At 44.6% G+C, this 19,288-nt stretch carries 23 protein-coding genes, 1 other RNA gene and 1 riboswitch; of the genes, 2 read left to right on the top strand and 22 right to left on the bottom strand.

From position 1 onward, the window contains the following. Positions 1-162: 162 nt before the first annotated feature. The 13 genes from sufB to ABD734_RS11445 all read right to left on the bottom strand — a co-directional run bounded on the left by sufB (position 163) and on the right by ABD734_RS11445 (position 10,487). Positions 163-1,560: a Fe-S cluster assembly protein SufB gene (sufB, locus tag ABD734_RS11385; protein WP_344704417.1), complete on the bottom strand. Its 1,398-nt coding sequence runs from the start codon at positions 1,558-1,560 to the stop codon at positions 163-165. Positions 1,561-1,575: 15 nt separating this feature from the next. Next, positions 1,576-2,019: a Fe-S cluster assembly sulfur transfer protein SufU gene (sufU, locus tag ABD734_RS11390; RefSeq protein WP_344704419.1), complete on the bottom strand. Its 444-nt coding sequence runs from the start codon at positions 2,017-2,019 to the stop codon at positions 1,576-1,578. After that, positions 2,009-3,229 (bottom strand): cysteine desulfurase, encoded by a 1,221-nt coding sequence (locus ABD734_RS11395; RefSeq protein ID WP_344704421.1) that lies wholly within the window; start codon positions 3,227-3,229, stop codon positions 2,009-2,011. Before ABD734_RS11395 ends, sufU begins: the two co-directional genes overlap by 11 nt. A gap of 21 nt (positions 3,230-3,250) precedes the next feature. Continuing rightward, a complete protein-coding gene (gene sufD, locus ABD734_RS11400; protein WP_425568425.1) occupies positions 3,251-4,567 on the bottom strand; it encodes a Fe-S cluster assembly protein SufD in 1,317 nt (438 codons plus the stop codon). A 15-nt stretch (positions 4,568-4,582) separates the two neighbouring features. Next, entirely contained in the window at positions 4,583-5,368 is a 786-nt protein-coding gene (sufC, locus tag ABD734_RS11405; RefSeq protein ID WP_344704425.1) for a Fe-S cluster assembly ATPase SufC, read from the bottom strand. Between the two features lie 218 nt (positions 5,369-5,586). Further along, on the bottom strand, positions 5,587-5,922 hold the full coding sequence (locus ABD734_RS11410) for a DUF4870 domain-containing protein (RefSeq protein WP_344704427.1): 336 nt from the start codon (positions 5,920-5,922) through the stop codon (positions 5,587-5,589). Between the two features lie 173 nt (positions 5,923-6,095). Then, entirely contained in the window at positions 6,096-6,974 is an 879-nt protein-coding gene (locus ABD734_RS11415; RefSeq protein ID WP_344704429.1) for a MetQ/NlpA family ABC transporter substrate-binding protein, read from the bottom strand. 38 nt (positions 6,975-7,012) lie between these two features. Beyond that, the gene (locus tag ABD734_RS11420) at positions 7,013-7,705 is read right to left on the bottom strand and encodes a methionine ABC transporter permease (protein ID WP_344704431.1); all 693 of its coding nucleotides are present in this window, start codon (positions 7,703-7,705) and stop codon (positions 7,013-7,015) included. After that, the gene (locus ABD734_RS11425) at positions 7,702-8,724 is read right to left on the bottom strand and encodes a methionine ABC transporter ATP-binding protein (protein ID WP_344704653.1); all 1,023 of its coding nucleotides are present in this window, start codon (positions 8,722-8,724) and stop codon (positions 7,702-7,704) included. The genes ABD734_RS11420 and ABD734_RS11425 overlap by 4 nt, the downstream gene beginning before the upstream one ends. A 74-nt stretch (positions 8,725-8,798) precedes the next feature. Then, positions 8,799-8,898: riboswitch (SAM riboswitch) on the bottom strand. A gap of 40 nt (positions 8,899-8,938) precedes the next feature. Continuing rightward, positions 8,939-9,256 carry a thioredoxin family protein gene (locus ABD734_RS11430; protein WP_344704433.1) on the bottom strand — a complete coding sequence of 106 codons (318 nt, stop codon included), beginning with the start codon at positions 9,254-9,256 and terminating at the stop codon, positions 8,939-8,941. Continuing rightward, the gene (locus tag ABD734_RS11435) at positions 9,207-9,620 is read right to left on the bottom strand and encodes a toprim domain-containing protein (RefSeq protein ID WP_425568427.1); all 414 of its coding nucleotides are present in this window, start codon (positions 9,618-9,620) and stop codon (positions 9,207-9,209) included. Before ABD734_RS11435 ends, ABD734_RS11430 begins: the two co-directional genes overlap by 50 nt. 60 nt (positions 9,621-9,680) lie before the next feature. Further along, a complete protein-coding gene (gene gcvH, locus ABD734_RS11440; protein ID WP_425568428.1) occupies positions 9,681-10,088 on the bottom strand; it encodes a glycine cleavage system protein GcvH in 408 nt (135 codons plus the stop codon). A gap of 36 nt (positions 10,089-10,124) precedes the next feature. After that, positions 10,125-10,487: a Spx/MgsR family RNA polymerase-binding regulatory protein gene (locus ABD734_RS11445; RefSeq protein WP_344704438.1), complete on the bottom strand. Its 363-nt coding sequence runs from the start codon at positions 10,485-10,487 to the stop codon at positions 10,125-10,127. Positions 10,488-10,618: 131 nt separating this feature from the next. Here ABD734_RS11445 and ABD734_RS11450 point away from each other — a divergent pair, with 131 nt between their 5' ends. Further along, positions 10,619-10,936 carry a thioredoxin family protein gene (locus ABD734_RS11450; protein ID WP_344704440.1) on the top strand — a complete coding sequence of 106 codons (318 nt, stop codon included), beginning with the start codon at positions 10,619-10,621 and terminating at the stop codon, positions 10,934-10,936. A 31-nt stretch (positions 10,937-10,967) separates the two neighbouring features. Here ABD734_RS11450 and aroD read toward each other — a convergent pair whose 3' ends face one another. After that, complete coding sequence (aroD, locus tag ABD734_RS11455) at positions 10,968-11,720, bottom strand: type I 3-dehydroquinate dehydratase (protein WP_344704442.1); 753 nt, start codon at positions 11,718-11,720, stop codon at positions 10,968-10,970. Between the two features lie 133 nt (positions 11,721-11,853). Here aroD and ABD734_RS11460 point away from each other — a divergent pair, with 133 nt between their 5' ends. Then, complete coding sequence (locus ABD734_RS11460; RefSeq protein ID WP_344704444.1) at positions 11,854-12,201, top strand: DUF488 domain-containing protein; 348 nt, start codon at positions 11,854-11,856, stop codon at positions 12,199-12,201. Positions 12,202-12,218: 17 nt separating this feature from the next. Here the strand turns inward: ABD734_RS11460 and ABD734_RS11465 are convergent, their stop codons facing one another. From ABD734_RS11465 to secG, 8 genes are all read right to left on the bottom strand, one after another. Further along, positions 12,219-13,685: a Mur ligase family protein gene (locus tag ABD734_RS11465; RefSeq protein WP_344704446.1), complete on the bottom strand. Its 1,467-nt coding sequence runs from the start codon at positions 13,683-13,685 to the stop codon at positions 12,219-12,221. 77 nt (positions 13,686-13,762) lie between these two features. After that, complete coding sequence (locus ABD734_RS11470; protein ID WP_344704448.1) at positions 13,763-14,143, bottom strand: YbgA family protein; 381 nt, start codon at positions 14,141-14,143, stop codon at positions 13,763-13,765. A gap of 99 nt (positions 14,144-14,242) precedes the next feature. After that, positions 14,243-14,665, bottom strand: a complete 423-nt coding sequence (locus ABD734_RS11475) for a universal stress protein (RefSeq protein ID WP_344704450.1) — start codon at positions 14,663-14,665, stop codon at positions 14,243-14,245. 224 nt (positions 14,666-14,889) lie between these two features. Continuing rightward, positions 14,890-15,255, bottom strand: a transfer-messenger RNA (tmRNA) gene (gene ssrA / locus ABD734_RS11480). A 71-nt stretch (positions 15,256-15,326) separates the two neighbouring features. Further along, complete coding sequence (gene smpB / locus ABD734_RS11485; protein WP_425568435.1) at positions 15,327-15,797, bottom strand: SsrA-binding protein SmpB; 471 nt, start codon at positions 15,795-15,797, stop codon at positions 15,327-15,329. Then, the gene (gene rnr, locus ABD734_RS11490) at positions 15,794-18,106 is read right to left on the bottom strand and encodes a ribonuclease R (protein WP_344704454.1); all 2,313 of its coding nucleotides are present in this window, start codon (positions 18,104-18,106) and stop codon (positions 15,794-15,796) included. The genes smpB and rnr overlap by 4 nt, the downstream gene beginning before the upstream one ends. Before the next feature lie 14 nt (positions 18,107-18,120). Continuing rightward, entirely contained in the window at positions 18,121-18,867 is a 747-nt protein-coding gene (locus tag ABD734_RS11495; RefSeq protein ID WP_344704456.1) for an alpha/beta hydrolase, read from the bottom strand. Positions 18,868-18,969: 102 nt separating this feature from the next. After that, the gene (gene secG, locus ABD734_RS11500; RefSeq protein WP_344704457.1) at positions 18,970-19,200 is read right to left on the bottom strand and encodes a preprotein translocase subunit SecG; all 231 of its coding nucleotides are present in this window, start codon (positions 19,198-19,200) and stop codon (positions 18,970-18,972) included. Between the last annotated feature and the right edge of the window lie 88 nt (positions 19,201-19,288).

Consider the following 19,288-nt stretch of genomic DNA (forward strand, 5'->3'; position numbering starts at 1 on the left):
CCTACCCTCAATTCCTGAATCATTTTCAGCTTTTCTTCAAATGAATAATATTTGTCAGTCATAAAAGAACCCCCTCCAGGTTTACAGATGTTTTATTTCATCTGTAAACCTGGAGGGGGTCAAATCACATTGGTGATAAGGCTTTTTTTGTTGTTACTGATATTAACCGATGGAACCTTCCATTTCGAATGAAATCAGGCGGTTCATCTCAACTGCATATTCCATAGGCAGTTCTTTCGTGAATGGTTCGATGAAGCCCATGACAATCATCTCTGTCGCTTCCTCTTCTCCAATTCCGCGGCTCATCAAGTAGAAGAGTTGCTCTTCTGAAACTTTGGAAACTTTAGCCTCATGCTCGAGGGAGATGTTATCGTTTAGGATTTCGTTGTAAGGAATTGTGTCTGATGTAGACTCGTTATCCATGATGAGTGTGTCACACTCGATGTTGGAACGTGCACCAGTGGCTTTTCTTCCAAAGTGGACTTGGCCACGGTAGGACACTTTACCACCTTGCTTTGCAATCGATTTGGAAACGATTGTAGATGATGTGTTAGGCGCCAGGTGAATCATTTTAGCTCCGGCATCCTGCAGTTGTCCTTTACCTGCAAGCGCGATTGAGAGCGTCATTCCGCGTGCACCTTCGCCTTTTAGGAAGACTGAAGGATACTTCATTGTAATCTTAGACCCAATGTTGCCATCTACCCATTCCATCGTACCATTGGCATCGACGAATGTACGTTTCGTAACAAGGTTATACACGTTGTTAGCCCAGTTCTGGATTGTGGTATAACGGCAGTAGGCATCTTTTTTGACGATGATTTCAACAACAGCCGAGTGCAGGGAATTCGTCGTATAGACAGGCGCTGTACAACCTTCTACATAGTGAACGCTTGATCCTTCATCACAGATGATCAGGGTACGTTCAAACTGTCCCATATTTTCAGAGTTGATCCTGAAGTATGCCTGGAGTGGCGTATCGAGTTTAACGCCTGGTGGACAATAGATGAATGAACCACCTGACCATACTGCAGAGTTGAGCGCCGAGAATTTGTTGTCTGTCGGTGGGATGACTGTTGCCCAGTATTCCCTAAAGAGGTCTTCGTTTTCACGGAGTGCGGAATCTGTATCTTTAAAGATTACACCTTTATCTTCCAGATCCTGCTCCATGTTGTGGTAGACCACTTCTGATTCATACTGTGCGGAAACACCCGCAAGGTATTTCTGTTCTGCTTCTGGGATACCCAATTTATCGAAAGTACGTTTGATTTCTTCTGGAACTTCGTCCCATGAACGCTCTGACTGTTCAGAAGGTTTCACGTAGTACGTGATTTCATCAAAGTTCAATTCTGAAAGATCTCCGCCCCATGTCGGCATTGGCATTCTATAGAAATGTTCCAATGATTTGAGACGGAAGTCCAGCATCCATTGCGGTTCTTCTTTCATGTTCGAAATCTCTCTTACTATTTCTTCTGTCAAACCGCGGTCCGAACGGAAAATGGAGACATCTTCATCATGGAAACCGTATTTGTAATCTTCCATTTCTAGTTCTTGTTTAGCCATTCAACTCACTCCTTCTCATAGTTTGCTGTCAGAGGATTTGACGCCTTTTTCAAGGGCCTTCCAAGATAGTGTGGCACATTTGATACGTGCCGGGAATTGGGTGACTCCGGACAGCGCTTCGATATCACCCATATCTTCAGTGATATCATAGTCTTCACCCAACATCATCTTGCTGAATTCATCCCCCATGGCAAGTGCTTCATTGATATTTTTACCGGTGATCGATTCAGTCATCATGGAGGCACTGGCCATTGAAATGGAACAGCCCTCGCCATCAAACTTGACATCCTCGACTATTTCATCGACGACGTTCAACGTAAGACGAATGCGGTCTCCGCATGTTGGGTTGTTCATATCTATCGTCATTGTACCGTTCTCAATGACCCCTTTATTGCGTGGGTTCTTATAGTGGTCCATTATGACTGACCGGTATAGTTGATTCAGGTTATTAAAATTCATAAGAGAAAAACTCCTTCGTACGCTTAAGGCTTTCGATCAAGCTGTCAATCTCTTCTTTCGTGTTGTATATATAGAAACTCGTGCGTGCTGTAGATGATACGCCCAGCCATTTCATAAGTGGCTGCGCGCAATGATGGCCCGCTCTGACTGCAATCCCTTCTGAATCAAGGGCGGTCGCAAGATCATGTGGATGCACATCGGTCAAGTTGAATGTAATCAACCCGGCACGGGAATCCGGACCATAGATTTCTATGCCCTCCAATGACTTCATCCGCGAAAGGGCGTAGTCCGCAAGTTCTTTTTCGTGAGCCAGAATCGTTTCCGGACCGATTTCCCTTATATAGTCGATAGCAGCGGCCAAACCAATTGCTTCAGCAATCATCGGCGTACCAGCTTCGAACTTCACAGGTAAATCTGTCCAAGTGGATGTTCTGAGATCGACGAAATCGATCATATCGCCACCATATTCTATGGGCGGCATTTCGTCAAGGAGTTCACTTTTGCCGTAAAGGACGCCGATACCGGTTGGGCCAAGCATCTTATGCCCGCTGAACGCATAGAAATCAACATCCAGATCCTGTACATCAACCGTCATATGAGGCACTGCCTGCGCACCATCGACTACAATATAGGCACCGTTATTATGGGCCGTTTCAGCGATGCTTTTGATATCGTTGATCGTCCCCAACACATTGGACACATGCGTGACTGCGACAATCTTCGTCTTATCGCCGATAGTGGCTTCGACACTGTCTTTGGTCAATGTGCCGTCCGCTGCCATCGGGATGAAGTTCAGTTCAGCCCCAGTCCGCTTGGCGAGCTCCTGCCATGGGACAATATTAGCGTGGTGTTCCATTTCAGTCACTACAATTTCATCACCCGGTTCAATGATCATATCACCGAAGCTCCGTGCTACAAGATTGATTGCTGCAGTGGTGCCTCTAGTAAAGATAATCTCTTCGAACCGTTTGGCATTGATGAAGGATTTCACTTTCATCCTGGCCTGTTCATAACCTTCAGTTGCATGAGTCCCAAGTGTATGGACACCCCGATGAACATTCGAGTTATATGACTGGTAATATTCGGTCATCGCATCGATGACAACCGACGGTGTCTGACTCGTCGCTGATGTATCCAGGTAGATGAGGTCTTTGCCGTTGACCTGCTGATCAAGGATTGGGAAATCCTTTCTGATATCATTCACGTTCATTCGGGAAAACCCCTTTAAAGCTTATTTTGAAAGTACTTTCAGTTCAATAACATCCCTGAGTTGGTTCTTGACGGATTCTATCGGCAGAGCGCGTACGACTGGATCCAGGAAACCGTGGATAACGAGCCTTTCAGCTTCTCTTCTGGATATGCCACGGCTCATGAGATAGAACATCTGAAGCGGGTCTACACGCCCGACAGATGCCGCATGGCCTGCAGTAACATCATCTTCATCTATCAGGAGAATCGGGTTCGCGTCACCCCTTGCGCGTTCACTCAGCATAAGCACCCTTGATTCCTGCTGTGCATCGCTGCGTGTTGCGCCGTGTTTAATGTACCCTATACCATTGAAGATGCTAGTTGCACTATCTTTCATTACACCATGCTTCAATATATGGCCTTCTGAATCTTTGCCGTAATGGATGATCTGCGAAGTGAAGTTGAGCACCTGTTCTCCGCGGCCAACAACAACAGTCTTCAAATCTGATTTTGAGTTGTCGCCCATCAGATATGTTGTGTTGTCTATGATTGCACTGGAGTCATTCATCTGGCCCAATGCCCAATCTATAAGTGCATCCCTACCGACTATACCACGTCGGTTGTTGTAGCCTGTAAATCCTTCAGTCAGGAAATCGACTGCACCATATGTGACTTTCGCATTATCTTTTGCAATGACTTCAGAAATGATATTGAACTGTTCTTTAGAGTGTTCGACTGTAGACAAATAGTTTTCCACATAAGTCAATTCGGAACCTTCGTCAGCTACAATCAATACATGGTTGAAGAACGATGCTTCTTCATCATCATGAAGGACTACCATCTGTACAGGGTCTTTCACCTGCACATTTTTGGGGATGTATACAAACAATCCGCCATTCAGCATTGCTGCATGGTAAGCTGCGAGTTTATGCTCATCTATCTTAACGCCTTCAGTCATGAAGTATTTTTCAACCAATTCCCTGTGGTTCTCGCTCGCTTCAATTATATTTTCTATAATCACGCCCTGGTCGAGGAGTTCATCAGAAACCTGAAGGAAGGCAGGCGTATTATTGTGCTGAACATAGATGTTTTTAGTATGCTCCTGGTCAAGAAGATTTTTGACCGCTTCAGGCAATTCTTCAAGCGAACTGTAGACATCGCTGTCCACTACGGGCTTGGAGTTCGTGAAGAAGTCCCATCTATTGATTTTGGTCTTATCCGGTTTTGGCATTTCAAGCGCTTCAATTTTATCGAGTGCTTCTTTCTTCTTGCTGATCAGCAGTTCAGACTCACCGCGTTCCTTTGCACGTGAAAGAACTTCATCAGCATTGATAACATATTCATTCAAATCAGTAGCCATGGTCATCCTCCTGTCTTATTCTGCGTCTGCAGCAATTGTTTCATCTTCGATGCCGAGTTCTTCCTTAATCCAGTCGTAACCCTCTTCTTCTAGGCGTTTAGACAACTCTGCGCCGCCTGACTTGACGACACGGCCCTGCATCATTACGTGGACATGGTCGGGCTCGATATAGTTCAACAGACGTTGGTAGTGGGTGATGATCAGCGCACCGAAGTTCTCTCCGCGCATTTCATTGATTCCTTTGGATACAACTTTCAACGCATCGATATCAAGGCCAGAGTCGATTTCATCCAGTATGCCGAATTTCGGTTGGAGCATCATAAGCTGGAGGATTTCGTTGCGTTTTTTCTCACCACCGGAGAAACCTTCGTTAAGGTAGCGTGTGGACATATCCAGATCCATCTCTAGGTGGTTCATGTTCTTGTCCAATTTTTTGATGAACTGCATCAAATTAATCTCATCGCCCTCTTCACGCTGTGCATTGATAGCAGAACGCAGGAAATCAGAGTTGGTTACACCGGAAATCTCTGATGGATATTGCATGCCGAGGAACAGGCCTGCTTGGGCACGTTCGTCCACTTCCATCTCAAGTACGTTTTCACCATCGAGAAGCACCTCGCCTTGAGTCACTTCATACCTTGGGTGACCCATGATCGCCTGGGCAAGCGTGGATTTACCTGTACCGTTTGGCCCCATTACAGCGTGGATTTCACCTTGCTTCAATACGAGATCCACACCTTTGAGAATTTCCTTACCTTCGATTTCAACATGCAGGTCCTTGATTTCTAGAACAGATGCCATTTATATTACCCTCCAACAGATTATTTTATAATTTATTTCTCCTTACTAGTTTATAATAATTCCAATTAATAGTCAAAGACTAGCAAGGGTTTTCCAACACTCCTACATTATAACGTAAACTCCCCCGACTTTAAACCTTTGCACCCTCCCAAACATGTATATGGACAAAAATAGACCCCACGACCGATGCGGGTCGTGGGGGATAAGCAGAATGACTTCTATTTTATGATGTCCAAGGTGAATGGCGGCTTGTAGATTTCCCCTTCATTTGCTTTAATGGCTCCGATTACGATGAATACGTAGAATGCGATGGTCAAAATAGGTCCTAGGATCAGACCAATCAGTATGAATGACGTCAACCAGGCTACAAACATATAGATCGTGTATGAAAGACCGAAGTTGGCCACCACCCTCAATGCCTCTCCCGTCGCCTTATCCTCATCCTTCTTCAACACCCATAGGATGATTGGGCCGATTACTGCAGTAAAAGCCGCAACTAGAAATGAAACCATGACGATGGATTTGTCGAACACTCCCTTTTCTTCGCTGTTCATTTTTACCCCTCCTGTAGACCGTATTTTATTCAGTATACTTTTACCCTTATTCTTAATATATGTAACATCATATGCTTTATACATGTTTCTGCTTCAAAAAAAGTGCTCCATTGAAAATGAGCGGGGCATTTTCTCAATTAAAGAAGCGACAGCCTATGCTGTCGCTACTGTGGCTACTCTGCCGGGATGACTGCTCCTTCATAGTTGTCTTCGATAAATTGTTTGATTTCCTCCCCTTGCAGCACTTCAATCAATTTCTTTATATCATCGCGTCCTGCATCTCCTGAACGTACTGCCACCAAATTCGCATATGGAGAATCGCCCTCTTCAATGGCGATTGAATCATCCACTGGATTCAAGCCTCCGTCAAGCGCAAAATTGGAATTGATGATTACTGCAGGCGCTTCATTATTATTGTACATTTCAACCAACAGTTCTGGTGCTGTCTGATTGTTGAATTCGAAATTCTTTTCATTTTTGGTGATGTCATCAAATGTTGCATCTTCAATATCGATGCCTTCTTCGATTTCGATCAGTCCTGTGTCTACAAAGAATGACAGGAAACGCCCCTCTTCAGCCGGGTTGTTGGAAACGAGGATGGTTGCGCCCTCTGGCAAGTCTTCTAGGGCATCATAGTCTTTCGAATAGACGGCCATAGGTTCTATATGAATGTTCCCTGCACTTTCTAGATCATAATCATGGGAGTCCTTTTCCGTTTTAAGATACGGTGTGTGCTGAAAGTAGTTTGCATCGACTTCCTCATCCGCTAAAAGACGGTTTGGGGTAGTGTAGTCATTGACGATTGAAATATCAAGTTCGATCCCTTCTGATTCAAGCAGACTGGCTGCCTTTTCAAGGATTTCGGCGTGTGGGGCGGGAGAAGCAGCTATCGAGAGTTTTCCGCCAGCCTCTTCAGTTTCTTCTTTTTCACTTGTTTCAGCATTCTCTGCACTTTCCTCGCTGTCATCTGAAACGGCATCTTTGGAACCACCGCATGCTGTCAGGAGAACTGCAAATGCCAGCAGGCTAAAAAACAATAGATATTTTTTCATGATTAATTCCTACTTTCCAAATGTATTTATAATGATGGCTATCTTTTATCCACAGTTTTGGCGGTGAAATCCCCAATGAACTGGATGATAAAAACGATCGCCAATATTATTATCGTTGCGACCAGAGTGACATCACTCTGGCTTCTAGTGAAACCGACCATGTAGGCAAGGTTGCCCAGCCCGCCGGCTCCGATGACTCCTGCAATGGCAGTGGAACCGACCAGCATGATCGCTGTGACTGTGATTCCTGATATCAAAGCCGGCAGAGATTCCGGCAGGAGCACTTTCCTGATGATTGTCCAAGTGCTTGCCCCCATGGACTCCGCTGCTTCAATTACACCTTTGTCAATCTCTTTCAGCGCTATTTCCACAAGCCTTGCATAGAAGGGGGACGCTCCAATGATCAACGCCGGCAGGGCACCTTGGGAGCCCATGATGGTACCCATCAACACTTTAGTGAATGGTATCAGCAATATGATTAATATTATGAACGGTATAGCCCTGAACAAATTGACGAGGAAAGCCGTTACGCCATAAATTGGTGCACTTGCTGCATGCTCTTTCTTGGATGACAAGAATAGGATGATGCCTAGGATCAGGCCGAAGACAAAGGTGAACGCGGTTGAAACTATCGTCATATAGAGAGTTTCCTGTGTAGCCGTCCACACATTCCCCCATCTGACATTCTCAAAAGAAATCATTTCCTGGAATGCTGTCACAAAATCCGTCATTGTTGCTCCACCTCCACTGTTACATCGTGCTCAGCAAGCTCCTCACCAAGAAATCCCAACTTCTCTTCATCTACTTCTATGGCAACGTAGAGGTGACCGTAGGATTCGTTATTGGTCCGTTTGATGTTGCCAGATAATATATTCAAGTCCAAGTTGTATTTTTTGATGACTTGGGAAACGATAGGCGCCTTGGACTGGGACCCGACAAATCCAAGCTTCAAAATCTTGGAAGCTGGGAACATCTCTTTTACCTCTTCAAAAGACAGTGCTGATTCTTCGTCATTGATATCGTCTTTAACAAATCGTTTCGTCACGCTATGTTCAGGGTTCTGGAATAATTTTATAATCGGGCCTGTTTCAACTACCTTACCGTTTTCCATGACAGCACCTCTATCACAGATTTTACGGATCACATGCATTTCATGGGTAATCAGAACAATAGTCAAGTCCATTTCATCCCGAATTCTGACCAGCAGCTCAAGCACCTCATCTGTCGTTTCCGGATCGAGCGCGCTTGTCGCCTCATCACACAGCAGCACTTCCGGACGGTTAGATAATGCACGGGCAATCCCCACCCGTTGCTTCTGGCCCCCAGACAACTGGCTCGGATGATTGTCTTCACGTCCTGTCAGTCCGACCAAAGCAATCAGTTCGGCGACTCTCTTCTCACGCTCCTTTTTTGGCACACCGGCAATTTCAAGCGGAAAACTGATGTTCTCGGCGACCGTCCTCGACCAGAGAAGATTGAAATGCTGAAAAATCATAGAAACTTTCTGACGTTTTCTCCGAAGTGCAGGGCGTGTCATCGAGGTGAGGGCATCTCCACTGATCACCACATCGCCTGAAGTTGGCTGCTCCAGGCCGTTGAGCAGCCGGATCAGTGTGGACTTCCCAGCCCCAGAGTAGCCTATCACCCCAAATATCTCGCCCTGACGGACATGCAGATCTACCCCATCCACTGCTTTTATATCTGCGGCTTTAGTCTTAAATGTCTTGGTCGCTTTTTTTATGTCTATCATCATGCTCCACTCCTGCCTATAAAAATAAGAAAGCCTACTCAAAAAATGAGTAGGCTTCTGGTATGATCCGCAGCCTCTCATCTTCGATCCTAAGATCTAGTGAATTAGCACCTTGTCATAATGACGGTTGCCGTGGCTTCATAGGGCACTTCCCTCCACCACTCTTGATAAGAGTCTTGTTATTCGATTGTTAACCATAATAGCACCAGTCGGTCTAGACGTCAACAAAAAATTCTTCTAATTTTTCAGTTAAATGGGGGACGGATTGAAATGCATAGATTTCTTCCTTCAACTCCCCATTTTTAAAAAGGAGAAGTGCTGGTGCAGAGCGGATCTGATATCTTTCAATCAATTCTTTTTCATAATTCAGATCCACTGCTGTATAGGAAAAACTTTTCATCTCCGCTACTACGTCCAGCATCTTTTCAGCAATCCTGCAATTGGCGCAAATTGGCGCGTAGCAGTAAAGGATGAAAGTGTCTTCAGCTTGAATATGACTGATTATATCGATTTTTTCGGAGGATTTCTTCATTTTCGAACTTACCTTTCATGAGCAGTCTTTCATCGACGTAAAATCCATGATGGGCGAGCAGCATCGCCAGATAATCGAGCGGACACCGGCTCACTTCACCATAATTCGAATCTATATAAACGTGCGTGCCCTCGCTAATATGCCTTTTGAACCACTGCCTGATCTTTCTTCCTTCGTTGTCTGAATCGGTCAGTATATAGACATCAGAGCCATTCGATTCTTCCAGAATGTCATCCAATTTGGAGATTCCCATGGTACCATGCGTACATATTATATGTACAGGTTCCACAAGTACTTCCTTGATGCGGTGCTTATCTGTTTTTCCCTCTACAATGAGTATTTTATCAGAAACATGCACAGCCATCACCTCTGGTTCATGATAGGTTTTAAAAAAACTCTGGACATTGTCCAGAGTTCAAGTGTTCTATGCGTCCACCATTTCATCATAAGCATCCGCATCCATCAGCTTATCGACCTGTGAATCGTCGGAAAGTTCGACAACAAGCATCCAGGCCTCTTCATAAGGAGATTCATTGACGAGTTCAGGGCTATCTTCCAGCTCTTCATTTATTTTTACTACTGTACCACTTACCGGTGCATATAATTCAGATACAGTCTTAACTGATTCTACGCTACCGAATGATTCCCCAACTGTAATATCGTCACCCTCAGCAGGAAGCTCGACGAATACGATGTCCCCGAGTTCTGATTGTGCAAACTCAGTGATGCCGAGTGTTACTTTGCCCTCTTCCACCTTGACCCATTCGTGGTCTTCTGAATACTTGAATTCTTTTGGTGATGCCACAATAAAAACCTCCTTTTTCTTATACATATATATATTCTCACATACTTTGCCATTTAAGCAAGGTTAATCATCCATGTCAAAAGTTCTCCTATACTCTGCCTCTTTAAAACCAAGCAGGATGGTTTCTTCACGATAGAGTAATGGTCGTTTTATGAGCAGCCCGTCCGCCTCCAGCAAGCTAAGCTTCTCATCGTCGGATAAAGTATCAAGGCGCGTCTTAAGATTCAACTCCTTGAATTTTTTCCCACGTGAATTAAAGAATTCGTTCAAACTTTTACCGGATTTCTCAGCCATCTCCGATATTTTTTCTCCAGATGGTGGATTTTTCACGAGATTGATGTCCTCAAAAGGGATATCATTCTCTTTCAAGAAGTTTTTGGCCTTACGGCAAGTCGTACATTTTGGATATCCATACAATATAGTCATCAATTTCCTCCAATAGTTCAATTATAAGATATTTCATTCAAATTTTCCATGGATGTTGGGGTCTGGCATAATTTCATATTATAAAAAAAGATGGTAGACTGAAACATATCGATATATAAAGGAGTATGATTATGAAGCCGATTACTGCATACGATGATTACAGCCAAAAAATTCAAGGTGATGATAAGATCATCATCAAGTTTTTCGCGGACTGGTGTCCGGACTGCACGCGTATGAATATGTTCATCGACCCTATCTTGGAAGAATACAATCACATTGATTGGTATGAGCTGAATCGGGATGATGTGCCTGAAGCTGCAGATGAAAATGATGTCATGGGGATTCCGAGCCTGCTCGTTTTTCAAAATGGCAAGAAGCTCGCCCACCTGCATTCTGCAGATGCCAAGTCGCCTGAATCCGTCCAGGAATTCCTGAAATCAAATATATAATCAAGTAAAGTGCCCTTCCGAGGCACTTTTTTTATTTACCTTCCTCAAACAACCTAAGGTTTTCCTTCAGATCCTCTGCATGAATCTGGCCAGGTGCAGCTTTGTGAAGTATGTAACCGTAGGTCAGGCATGAACCGAAAACTCCGCCGGCCACCCTAGTAATCTTTCCGAGTTCCCCCATGGCGATGCCGACCACCCTGCAATCAAACTGTTGACGGGCATCATGGACTGCACTCAATATGCTGAGGACGTCACGTCCCCCGCCCGGTTGGTAGGCCAGTTTTAAAATGTCTCCTCCGCTTTCGAGCATATCCCGATATGTTGCCATCATTTCGTCAAAGTGGGGAGTGTCCTGAAAGTCATGCTGACTGAGGATGATGCCTATCCCCTTGGATTTTGCACGTGCGACGAGGTTATCGATGATGTCTTCGTACATGAAAAATTCAATATCCACCATATCGATGTTGCAGCGTTCCATCACATCAGCAAGCAGTGATTCATATTCAGCTGCCGTCTTTTGTCCTTTCCCACCTTCTTTCAATGTCCTATAAGTATAAATGATCGGATACCCAGCCATATGACTCGTGATATATTCAACCATCCCTACATGGTCTTCACGGCTCAACGCATCAAATGCATCGCTTCTGATTTCAAGGATATCGAATGCACTGGTATTTCTCCTCGCCGCTTCCATTTCTTCATCAATCATTTTCTTTGAATTACCCGAGAAGGATACAACCACCTTCGGCATTCCTGCTCCGATATCTACACCTTTAATATTCATAGTAATCCCCCACGTATCTTCATTTACTTTATACATTAAATAAAATGGATAAAAATTTCAATTGTATATCCATTTTATTTTTTATTTGTTTGCATCCACACCATAATGGGCACAGTCATAATGAGGTGATATCATGTTGAAAACAAAAAGAGTCTATGATGACCCTTCATCCCAGGACGGAAAACGTATCCTCGTCGATGGGGTATGGCCAAGGGGCATCAAAAAGGAAGATCTCGGCCATGATGAATGGTACAAATCACTCGCTCCTTCAAATGATCTCAGAAAATGGTTCAATCACGATCCGGACAAATGGGAAACGTTCAAGAAAGACTATTTCAAAGAGCTCAAAGAGAACAAAGAGCTCCTCGAAACACTCCAGAAAGAAAGCGATGGCCATAATGTCACACTGCTATACAGTGCAAAAGACACCCAGTACAATCAGGCTGAAGCCATTAAGGAATACGTGGAAAATATGCGATAGGCCCTTTACTGAAGGGTCTATCCTTTTTTATTCAGATTACCAGTAACATATGATGAAATGAACTCCCGATCATCATGCGCCACCATCCCGCCCCGGTAGTTCTGGGGCTCGTTGATGCCTGTCAATAGAATCAGGGTATCTTCATCTGCGTGTTCAATCGCCTGTACAATACCTTCCTGCCTCGAGAATGCAGTGATTATGTTCATATTATTATAACTCTCCGGCAAATGCTTTCTCATCATCTGGACAATCATTTCCTCATCTTCGTAGCCGACTTGTTCTGCTGCCAGGATAAGGTACGGGATATCCTCAGGCAGCATTTCCATGGTCATTTTGATCTTATCCTGTCCCCTTAATCCGATGCCCGTCACCATGACCATCAGATTCTTACCTTTTGCCCGGGCGTATTTTAACGCATTTAATATCGCCTCATTGATGGCAACGGGTGTATGGGCAAAATCCAGTACAAAGTCATAAGATCCTTCCGAAAACAGCTCAAACCGGTGAACCGGTGCCTGGATACCTCTTGAAGCTTCTGTAACAGCAGCGGCAGAAAAACCTGTTTCCACAAGTCCGAAGACTGCAGTAGCTAAATTGATGTAATTATGCTCCCCGATGAATCCCGGTGATACCATATAGCTCGATCCACCGATGCTTAGATTGACGTGATCGAGCTCTGTCTGATAATGATAATAGGTTCCTGGACTCTTGGAAAAGTGTCTTCCTTGACCAGTCAATGCAGCGTACTCCGGTACATCGGCATTTGCAATGACACGTGTACTCCGCTCAGCCAATTTCAACTTCGCTGACAAATATGCCTCTACAGTTCCGTGATACTCGATATGCTCCGGACTGAAATTATTGAATATGGCCATATCATTCCAGATAAAATCAGTACGCTGCTGATCCAGGGCGATTGACGTCGCCTCATAGACAATGTAGTCATAGTCACGGTCGGCAAAATGCTTGATGATCTCAGCAAATTCCAGATGCATTGGTGTAGTTGGAGTAGTATGTCGAAACGGCACTTTCTGATAGGAATCGTCAAATATTCCAAGGGTGCCTACAGTTGCCGTTCTACACCCGAGGTTGGACAGCAGCCTGCCGATGAAATGACTGACCGTCGTCTTGCCGTTCGTACCAGTGACTGCTATATATTTGAGTTTTTTTATAGACTCACCATAAAAAAATTCTGCCATCTTATTCGCGGCTTTCATGAAATCCTCGACATATACTACAGGCACATCCCTGTCGTCAAAACGGCCGACCTCAAAATCTGTGATGATGAAAGCAGGGGTATTGGCTGAAGCAGCATCAAAATAATACGCTGAGGTTGCAGAGTTTTTGAGCATGAACACATGACCCGGTTCAATATCCTGGTACATTGATGTGATCCCTGACACCGACTTCTCCATACTATCCTGCATATTTATACTTTTTAACAATTGTTCTCCTAAAGCATCCACTATTTCATTTATCTTCATCTAAGACCCCTTTGTCCCTTCTATTCACTCATTTTACAACAATACCCCATTTCGTATTGGCAATAAACAGAATTTACTCAATTGAAAGCTGGAAACAGCATTGTGGAATCAAGCAGATATTTCTGTTGATAAAGAATCGCTAATGATTTCAGGTAGTCCAGCATTTCTTCTTCGGTAAGATTACCTGCCTTAAATTCCTTTTTCATGTTTGCATAGCGGTCTCGCTCTGCAACTATACACTCCTTTTTGAAGTATCCCCAAATGTGGTCGAATGCATTCATCATTGACCCTTTGGTCGGGGGAACGGCTACTGCGTCTTCTATCAAGCCCCTCACTTCTGTAATTCCGGCACCTCTCTTTAGTGCTTCCCTTAAACGATTATAATGCTGTTGGCTATGATACATGACCCGATATTTTTCACGGGCCCACAGCCGCTCGGTTTCTCTCCTTTCCTTCATAACGCATCCCTCTCCCTGTATTTTGAGAAAATAAAAGCCTGCAACATATAGTTGACAGGCTTTCAGATGGCTTTTTAAGCCTTCGTTCTACAGCATGGATTATTTGATGATCAAAACTGGCGTGTTTACGCGTTTGGCTATCTTATGGGTGACGTGGCCGAGGACGTGTTTTATATCGCGTTTAGAGCGCTTGTTGCTCATGACTACAACTTCATAATCATTTTCATTTATTTCCTCGAGCAGTTCATGAATAATCCTTCCTGCCTTGAATGTTGTAGTATAGTTCAAACCGAGCTCATCCAACTTCTCCAAAAAAGGCTTCAATTCCTTGATTTTATCTTCGGTGATGTCGTCAAAGTGTTTGCCATGATACTTCACGCTATCTGCCATTTCGCTTTCGGGGATTACATTTAATATTGTGATTTTGGCATCCTCACTGTTGCCCGTGAGTTTCGACAGTTGTTCAGGGACGTTAGTGAACGAGTTTCCAAAATCATATGGAAGCAGGATTTTTTTATACATGTCCATCCACCTTTCTAATCTGAGTCAAACATGACTTCTTTATTATAATTTAACAGTTTTCATCAGATTAATCCAAGCATCACTCGTCTTTATATGAATTTTTTAAATATGTAACAGCCATTTCTGACTAGGATATCCATCATTTAAGAAGAAGTGCATCTGATTGATTAAAAAAATGCTTCTACCTCGTCATGGGTAGAAGCATTTCTTTAGTACATTCCCAAATATGGAGACGGCGGGAGTCGAACCCGCGTCCAGGGACCTCGGCACAACTCTTTCTACGTGTGTAGTCCATTTTTTAATTTCGCATGGCTGTTGGTAATGGACGTACCACAGATCCATGCTAGCCTGATTAATCTCTTCACCGGGTTCTCCAGGCGGAAGAACCAGATGCGTATCCTGTTAAGGTTGAATCATCCAATCAAGACGCACAGGAAACGTCATGGGATGATGCAGTGTGCTCTTAGGCAGCTACTGCGAAATTGTCTTGTTTGCCAGTTATTATAAACTGTGTATCGTTGATGACGGAGCCGAAACCTCCGACACGCTTAAGTTGCTCAAACAGCCCCTGTCGAATCCGGAACGTCCCCGGATTTTAACAGCTCGCCTTCATCAGACGTATACTATATAATACCAGATTCCATACGTTTTTTCAAGAATATCACTTCATGCGATCCTTCAGGGCACGATCTACATCGCGCTTCATCTGTTTACGTTTAAGGTCTTCCCTTTTATCATATTTCTTCTTGCCGCGTCCCACTCCGAGCAGCACCTTACAGAAACCATGCTTGATATACAGTTTCAGTGGAATCAAAGAGTAGCCTGTCTCCTGGAGTTGTCCGGCAAGCTTATCTATCTCCTTTCGTTTGAGCAGCAGCTTGCGCGAGCGGAGTGGGTCATGATTATGCCGGTTCCCTTCTTCATAGGGGGCAATGTGCATGTTATAGACATACATCTCCCCCTTGTATACACGGGCATAGGCATCCTTCAAGTTCGCTGAACCGCGTCGGATGGATTTGATTTCTGTACCCCTGAGCTCTATACCCGCCTCGAGCGTATCTTCTATATGATAGTCATGGCTGGCCTTCCTATTTTGGGCTAATGGTTTATCATGTGTTTTCTTCATGGCTATTTCTTCTTCCTCTTACTGTTTTTTGCGCCTTTATAGAATGGTTTTTTATTGGTCTTACCCTTATCAAAGTGCTTCTTGCCATCTTTATCCTTACCTTTTTTCCCATTTTGTCGACGGTTGCCGGATTCAGATTTCGCTTTAATTTCAACCGGTCTGCCCCTTCTCTCGCGCGGTTGGCGAGCTGGCATTCCAACTATCTTAAAATCAATGAGACGCTCATGAAGATTGACATCCAGCACTTCCACTTCAACGGGATCCCCGATGCGGTATACTGTGCCGGTACGGTCACCGATAAGCGCCATATGGCGTTCTTGGAATTGATAGTGGTCATCCGTCATATGGGAGACGTGGACAAGCCCTTCGATTGTATTTGGAAGTTCAACGAACATGCCGAAATTCATGACGCCTGAAATGACGCCTTCGAAAGTCTCCCCGACATGCTGCACCATATACTCTGCTTTTTTAAGGTCGTCCGTATCTCGCTCTGCTTCCTGTGCCCGGCGTTCCCTGTTTGAAGTATGCTCAGCGATATCAGGAAGCTCTGACTCCATCCGCTTTTGGGTCTTCTGATCCGTCTTACCCTCAATTAGATATTTGCGGATCAGCCGGTGCACAACAAGATCCGGGTAACGTCTGATCGGTGATGTGAAGTGGGTATAGAAATCAGCCGCCAGACCGAAGTGACCCAAGTTATCTTCCGCATAGCGAGCCTGTTGCATCGAGCGGAGCATCAATGTACTGATCACCATTTCTTCAGGTCGTCCTTCGACTTCCTCAACTATCTCCTGCATGGCACGCGGATGGATTTCATTACCTTTACCTTTAACTACAATACCGAAATTCGTGATAAATTCGAAGAACTGGCGCAGTTTCTCTTCTTTTGGATCTTCATGTACCCTGTATAGGAAAGGCACTTCCATCCAATGGAAGTGTTCAGCTACAGTTTCATTGGCAACAAGCATGAACTCTTCAATCATGCGCTCGCCTACTGAACGTGTACGGAGGACAACATCGGACGGCGTACCGTCTGCTGCAACGAGCACTTGTGCTTCATTGAAATCAAAGTCGATGGCGCCACGCTTGTCACGTCGTCCACGCAATATCGAGGCAAGCTCGCGTGCTTTCTTGATCATTGGATAGACGTCAGGAAATTCTGCAATGAGCGCCTGGTCTTCATCATCAAGCATCCGGTTGACTGCATCGTATGTCATACGTCTATCGGAATGAATGACACTCTGGAAAATATCATGGTCCACCACTTTACCACCAGCATCAATCTCCATCCTGCAGCTCATTGTAAGACGGTCTGCACCAGGATTCAGGGAACAGATGCCATTGGACAGACGATGTGGAATCATCGGTATGACCCGATCTACGAGATAGACGCTTGTGCCGCGTTCATAGGCTTCTTTGCCCATCGCCGACGCCTCATCGACATAGTAGCTGACGTCAGCAATGCTGACTGTCAGTTCGTGGTTGCCATTATCCAATTTTTTGACGGCAATTGCGTCATCCAGGTCCTTTGCGTCCGCACCATCTATGGTGATCGTAAATTCATCACGCAAGTCCCGACGACCATCCAACTCATCCTGACTGATGGTATCCGGTGTCGCCTCCGCCTCTTTCATCACTTCTTCAGGGAATTCTATTTCAATTCCATGCTGATAGATTATGGAGAGGATATCGACGCCAGGGTCGTTCTTGTGTCCCAATATTTGAATGACATGCCCTTCTGGCTTGTCCTCACCTTCCCGGTACTTAGTCAGTTCAACAAGAACTTTATGGCCGTCTATGGCACCTAGGTTATGATTTTTTGGGATGAAGACGTCGTCTATCATCTTTTGGGAATCCGGTTCGACGAAACCGAAGTTTTTGCTCGCATGATACTCCCCGACGACTCGAGTTGTACCCCGGGTCAGAATAGTGGTGACCTGACCTTCTTGGTTATCACCTTTTGAATGTTTCTGCACTTCCACCAGCACTGTATCTCCGTCAAGGGCACCATTGATTGAAGTTGGCGGGATGAAAATGTCCTCCATATCCCCTTCTTCAGGACGCAGGAAACCAAACCCACGTTTGTGCATGGAGAGCTTGCCCTTGAGCATGTCGGTTTCACTCATCTTGATATATTTATCTTTTTTCGTCCTGTGAATTTCACCTTCTTCTTCAAGCGCCACAACGGCTTTCACCATTTCCTTGAAGTCGTCTGAGTCATGAGCCGAAAGTTCCTGTTTGAACTCCTCCATCGTCATTGGACGATAATCGTCAGCCTCAATAACATTTAAAATGCGTTCTCGATAGTTACCCATTACTTATCCCCCTATTACTCATTCCAATCCAACTGATCCATGAATGCATGCATATCCTCAAACAGTTGCTGTTTCTCTTTATCGATTGTCAATACATGTCCTGATTCTGGATACCATTCCAGTTTCTTTTCATCATTTTCAACCGAAGTTTCATTAAAGATGATGTTTGCCGAGTCCGGATTGATCATCTCATCCTGTTCCGACTGAGCCACAAATAAAGGTGCATATACATCCGGGAGATGATCACGGACCGCCTGGATCACATCCCGCACCTCGTCCAGCATGCCGGTCGGCCGGAACACCTCCATCTCACCATCTATTTCTTCCTGTGTCTTACCTTCCATCTTCTTGAAGCCTCGTGCATATTCCAAAACGCCCTCATACATTGTTTCACGGTCCTTGAGGTACATCGGACTGCATATGGTGGCGATGCCTACTACATCCCGCACAGTCGCCAATTTCAGCGCATAGACTCCGCCAAGGGATAGCCCTGCTACGAAAATCTTATCGTAGCCTTTAGAGATAAGGAAATCGTAGGCTTCAGTCACTTGCCTCCACCAGATGTGTGGACTTGATTCCAACAGATTTTCAGGAGGCTCCGCATGGCCTTCGTAATGCGGAGCGTAGGAAGTTATGCCGTGTTTTTGGAGATAGCGTCCAAGTTGCCTGACATCTGATGAGTTGCCTGTGAAGCCATGCAGCAACAGGACTGCTTTTTCGCCTTCCTCAAAAAAGAATGGTTCTGGTAATTGTATCTTCATTATTTATACCCTACTTTCTGCACATTAATTTCATTGTACGACAATTTAGGAGCATAGAAAAATAAAAAGAAACCCCCTATCAACAATAGGAGGCCATTATTTCTAATTTAGATATGTGAGCAGCAGCATGATCAGGAAGAACAGTAACGAAAGTATGACTGTTGTCCTATGCAGTACAAGATCCATGCCCCGCGCTTTTTGTTTACCGAATAATTGCTCAGCACCGCCACCGATTGCACCTGAGAGGCCGGCGCTTTTCCCTGACTGTAGCAATACCACTGCAATTAAAGATATACAAACGACAATCAACAATATGACGAGCAGTGTTTGCATGTGGTAATCCCTCCGAATATTAGTAACACAAGCATTTTATCAGATTAAAGAGGGAATTGCAAATGCCATACTAGCTAAAAAGCCTCCC

The organism is Salinicoccus jeotgali, assembly GCF_039538805.1.
Classification (GTDB): domain Bacteria; phylum Bacillota; class Bacilli; order Staphylococcales; family Salinicoccaceae; genus Salinicoccus; species Salinicoccus jeotgali.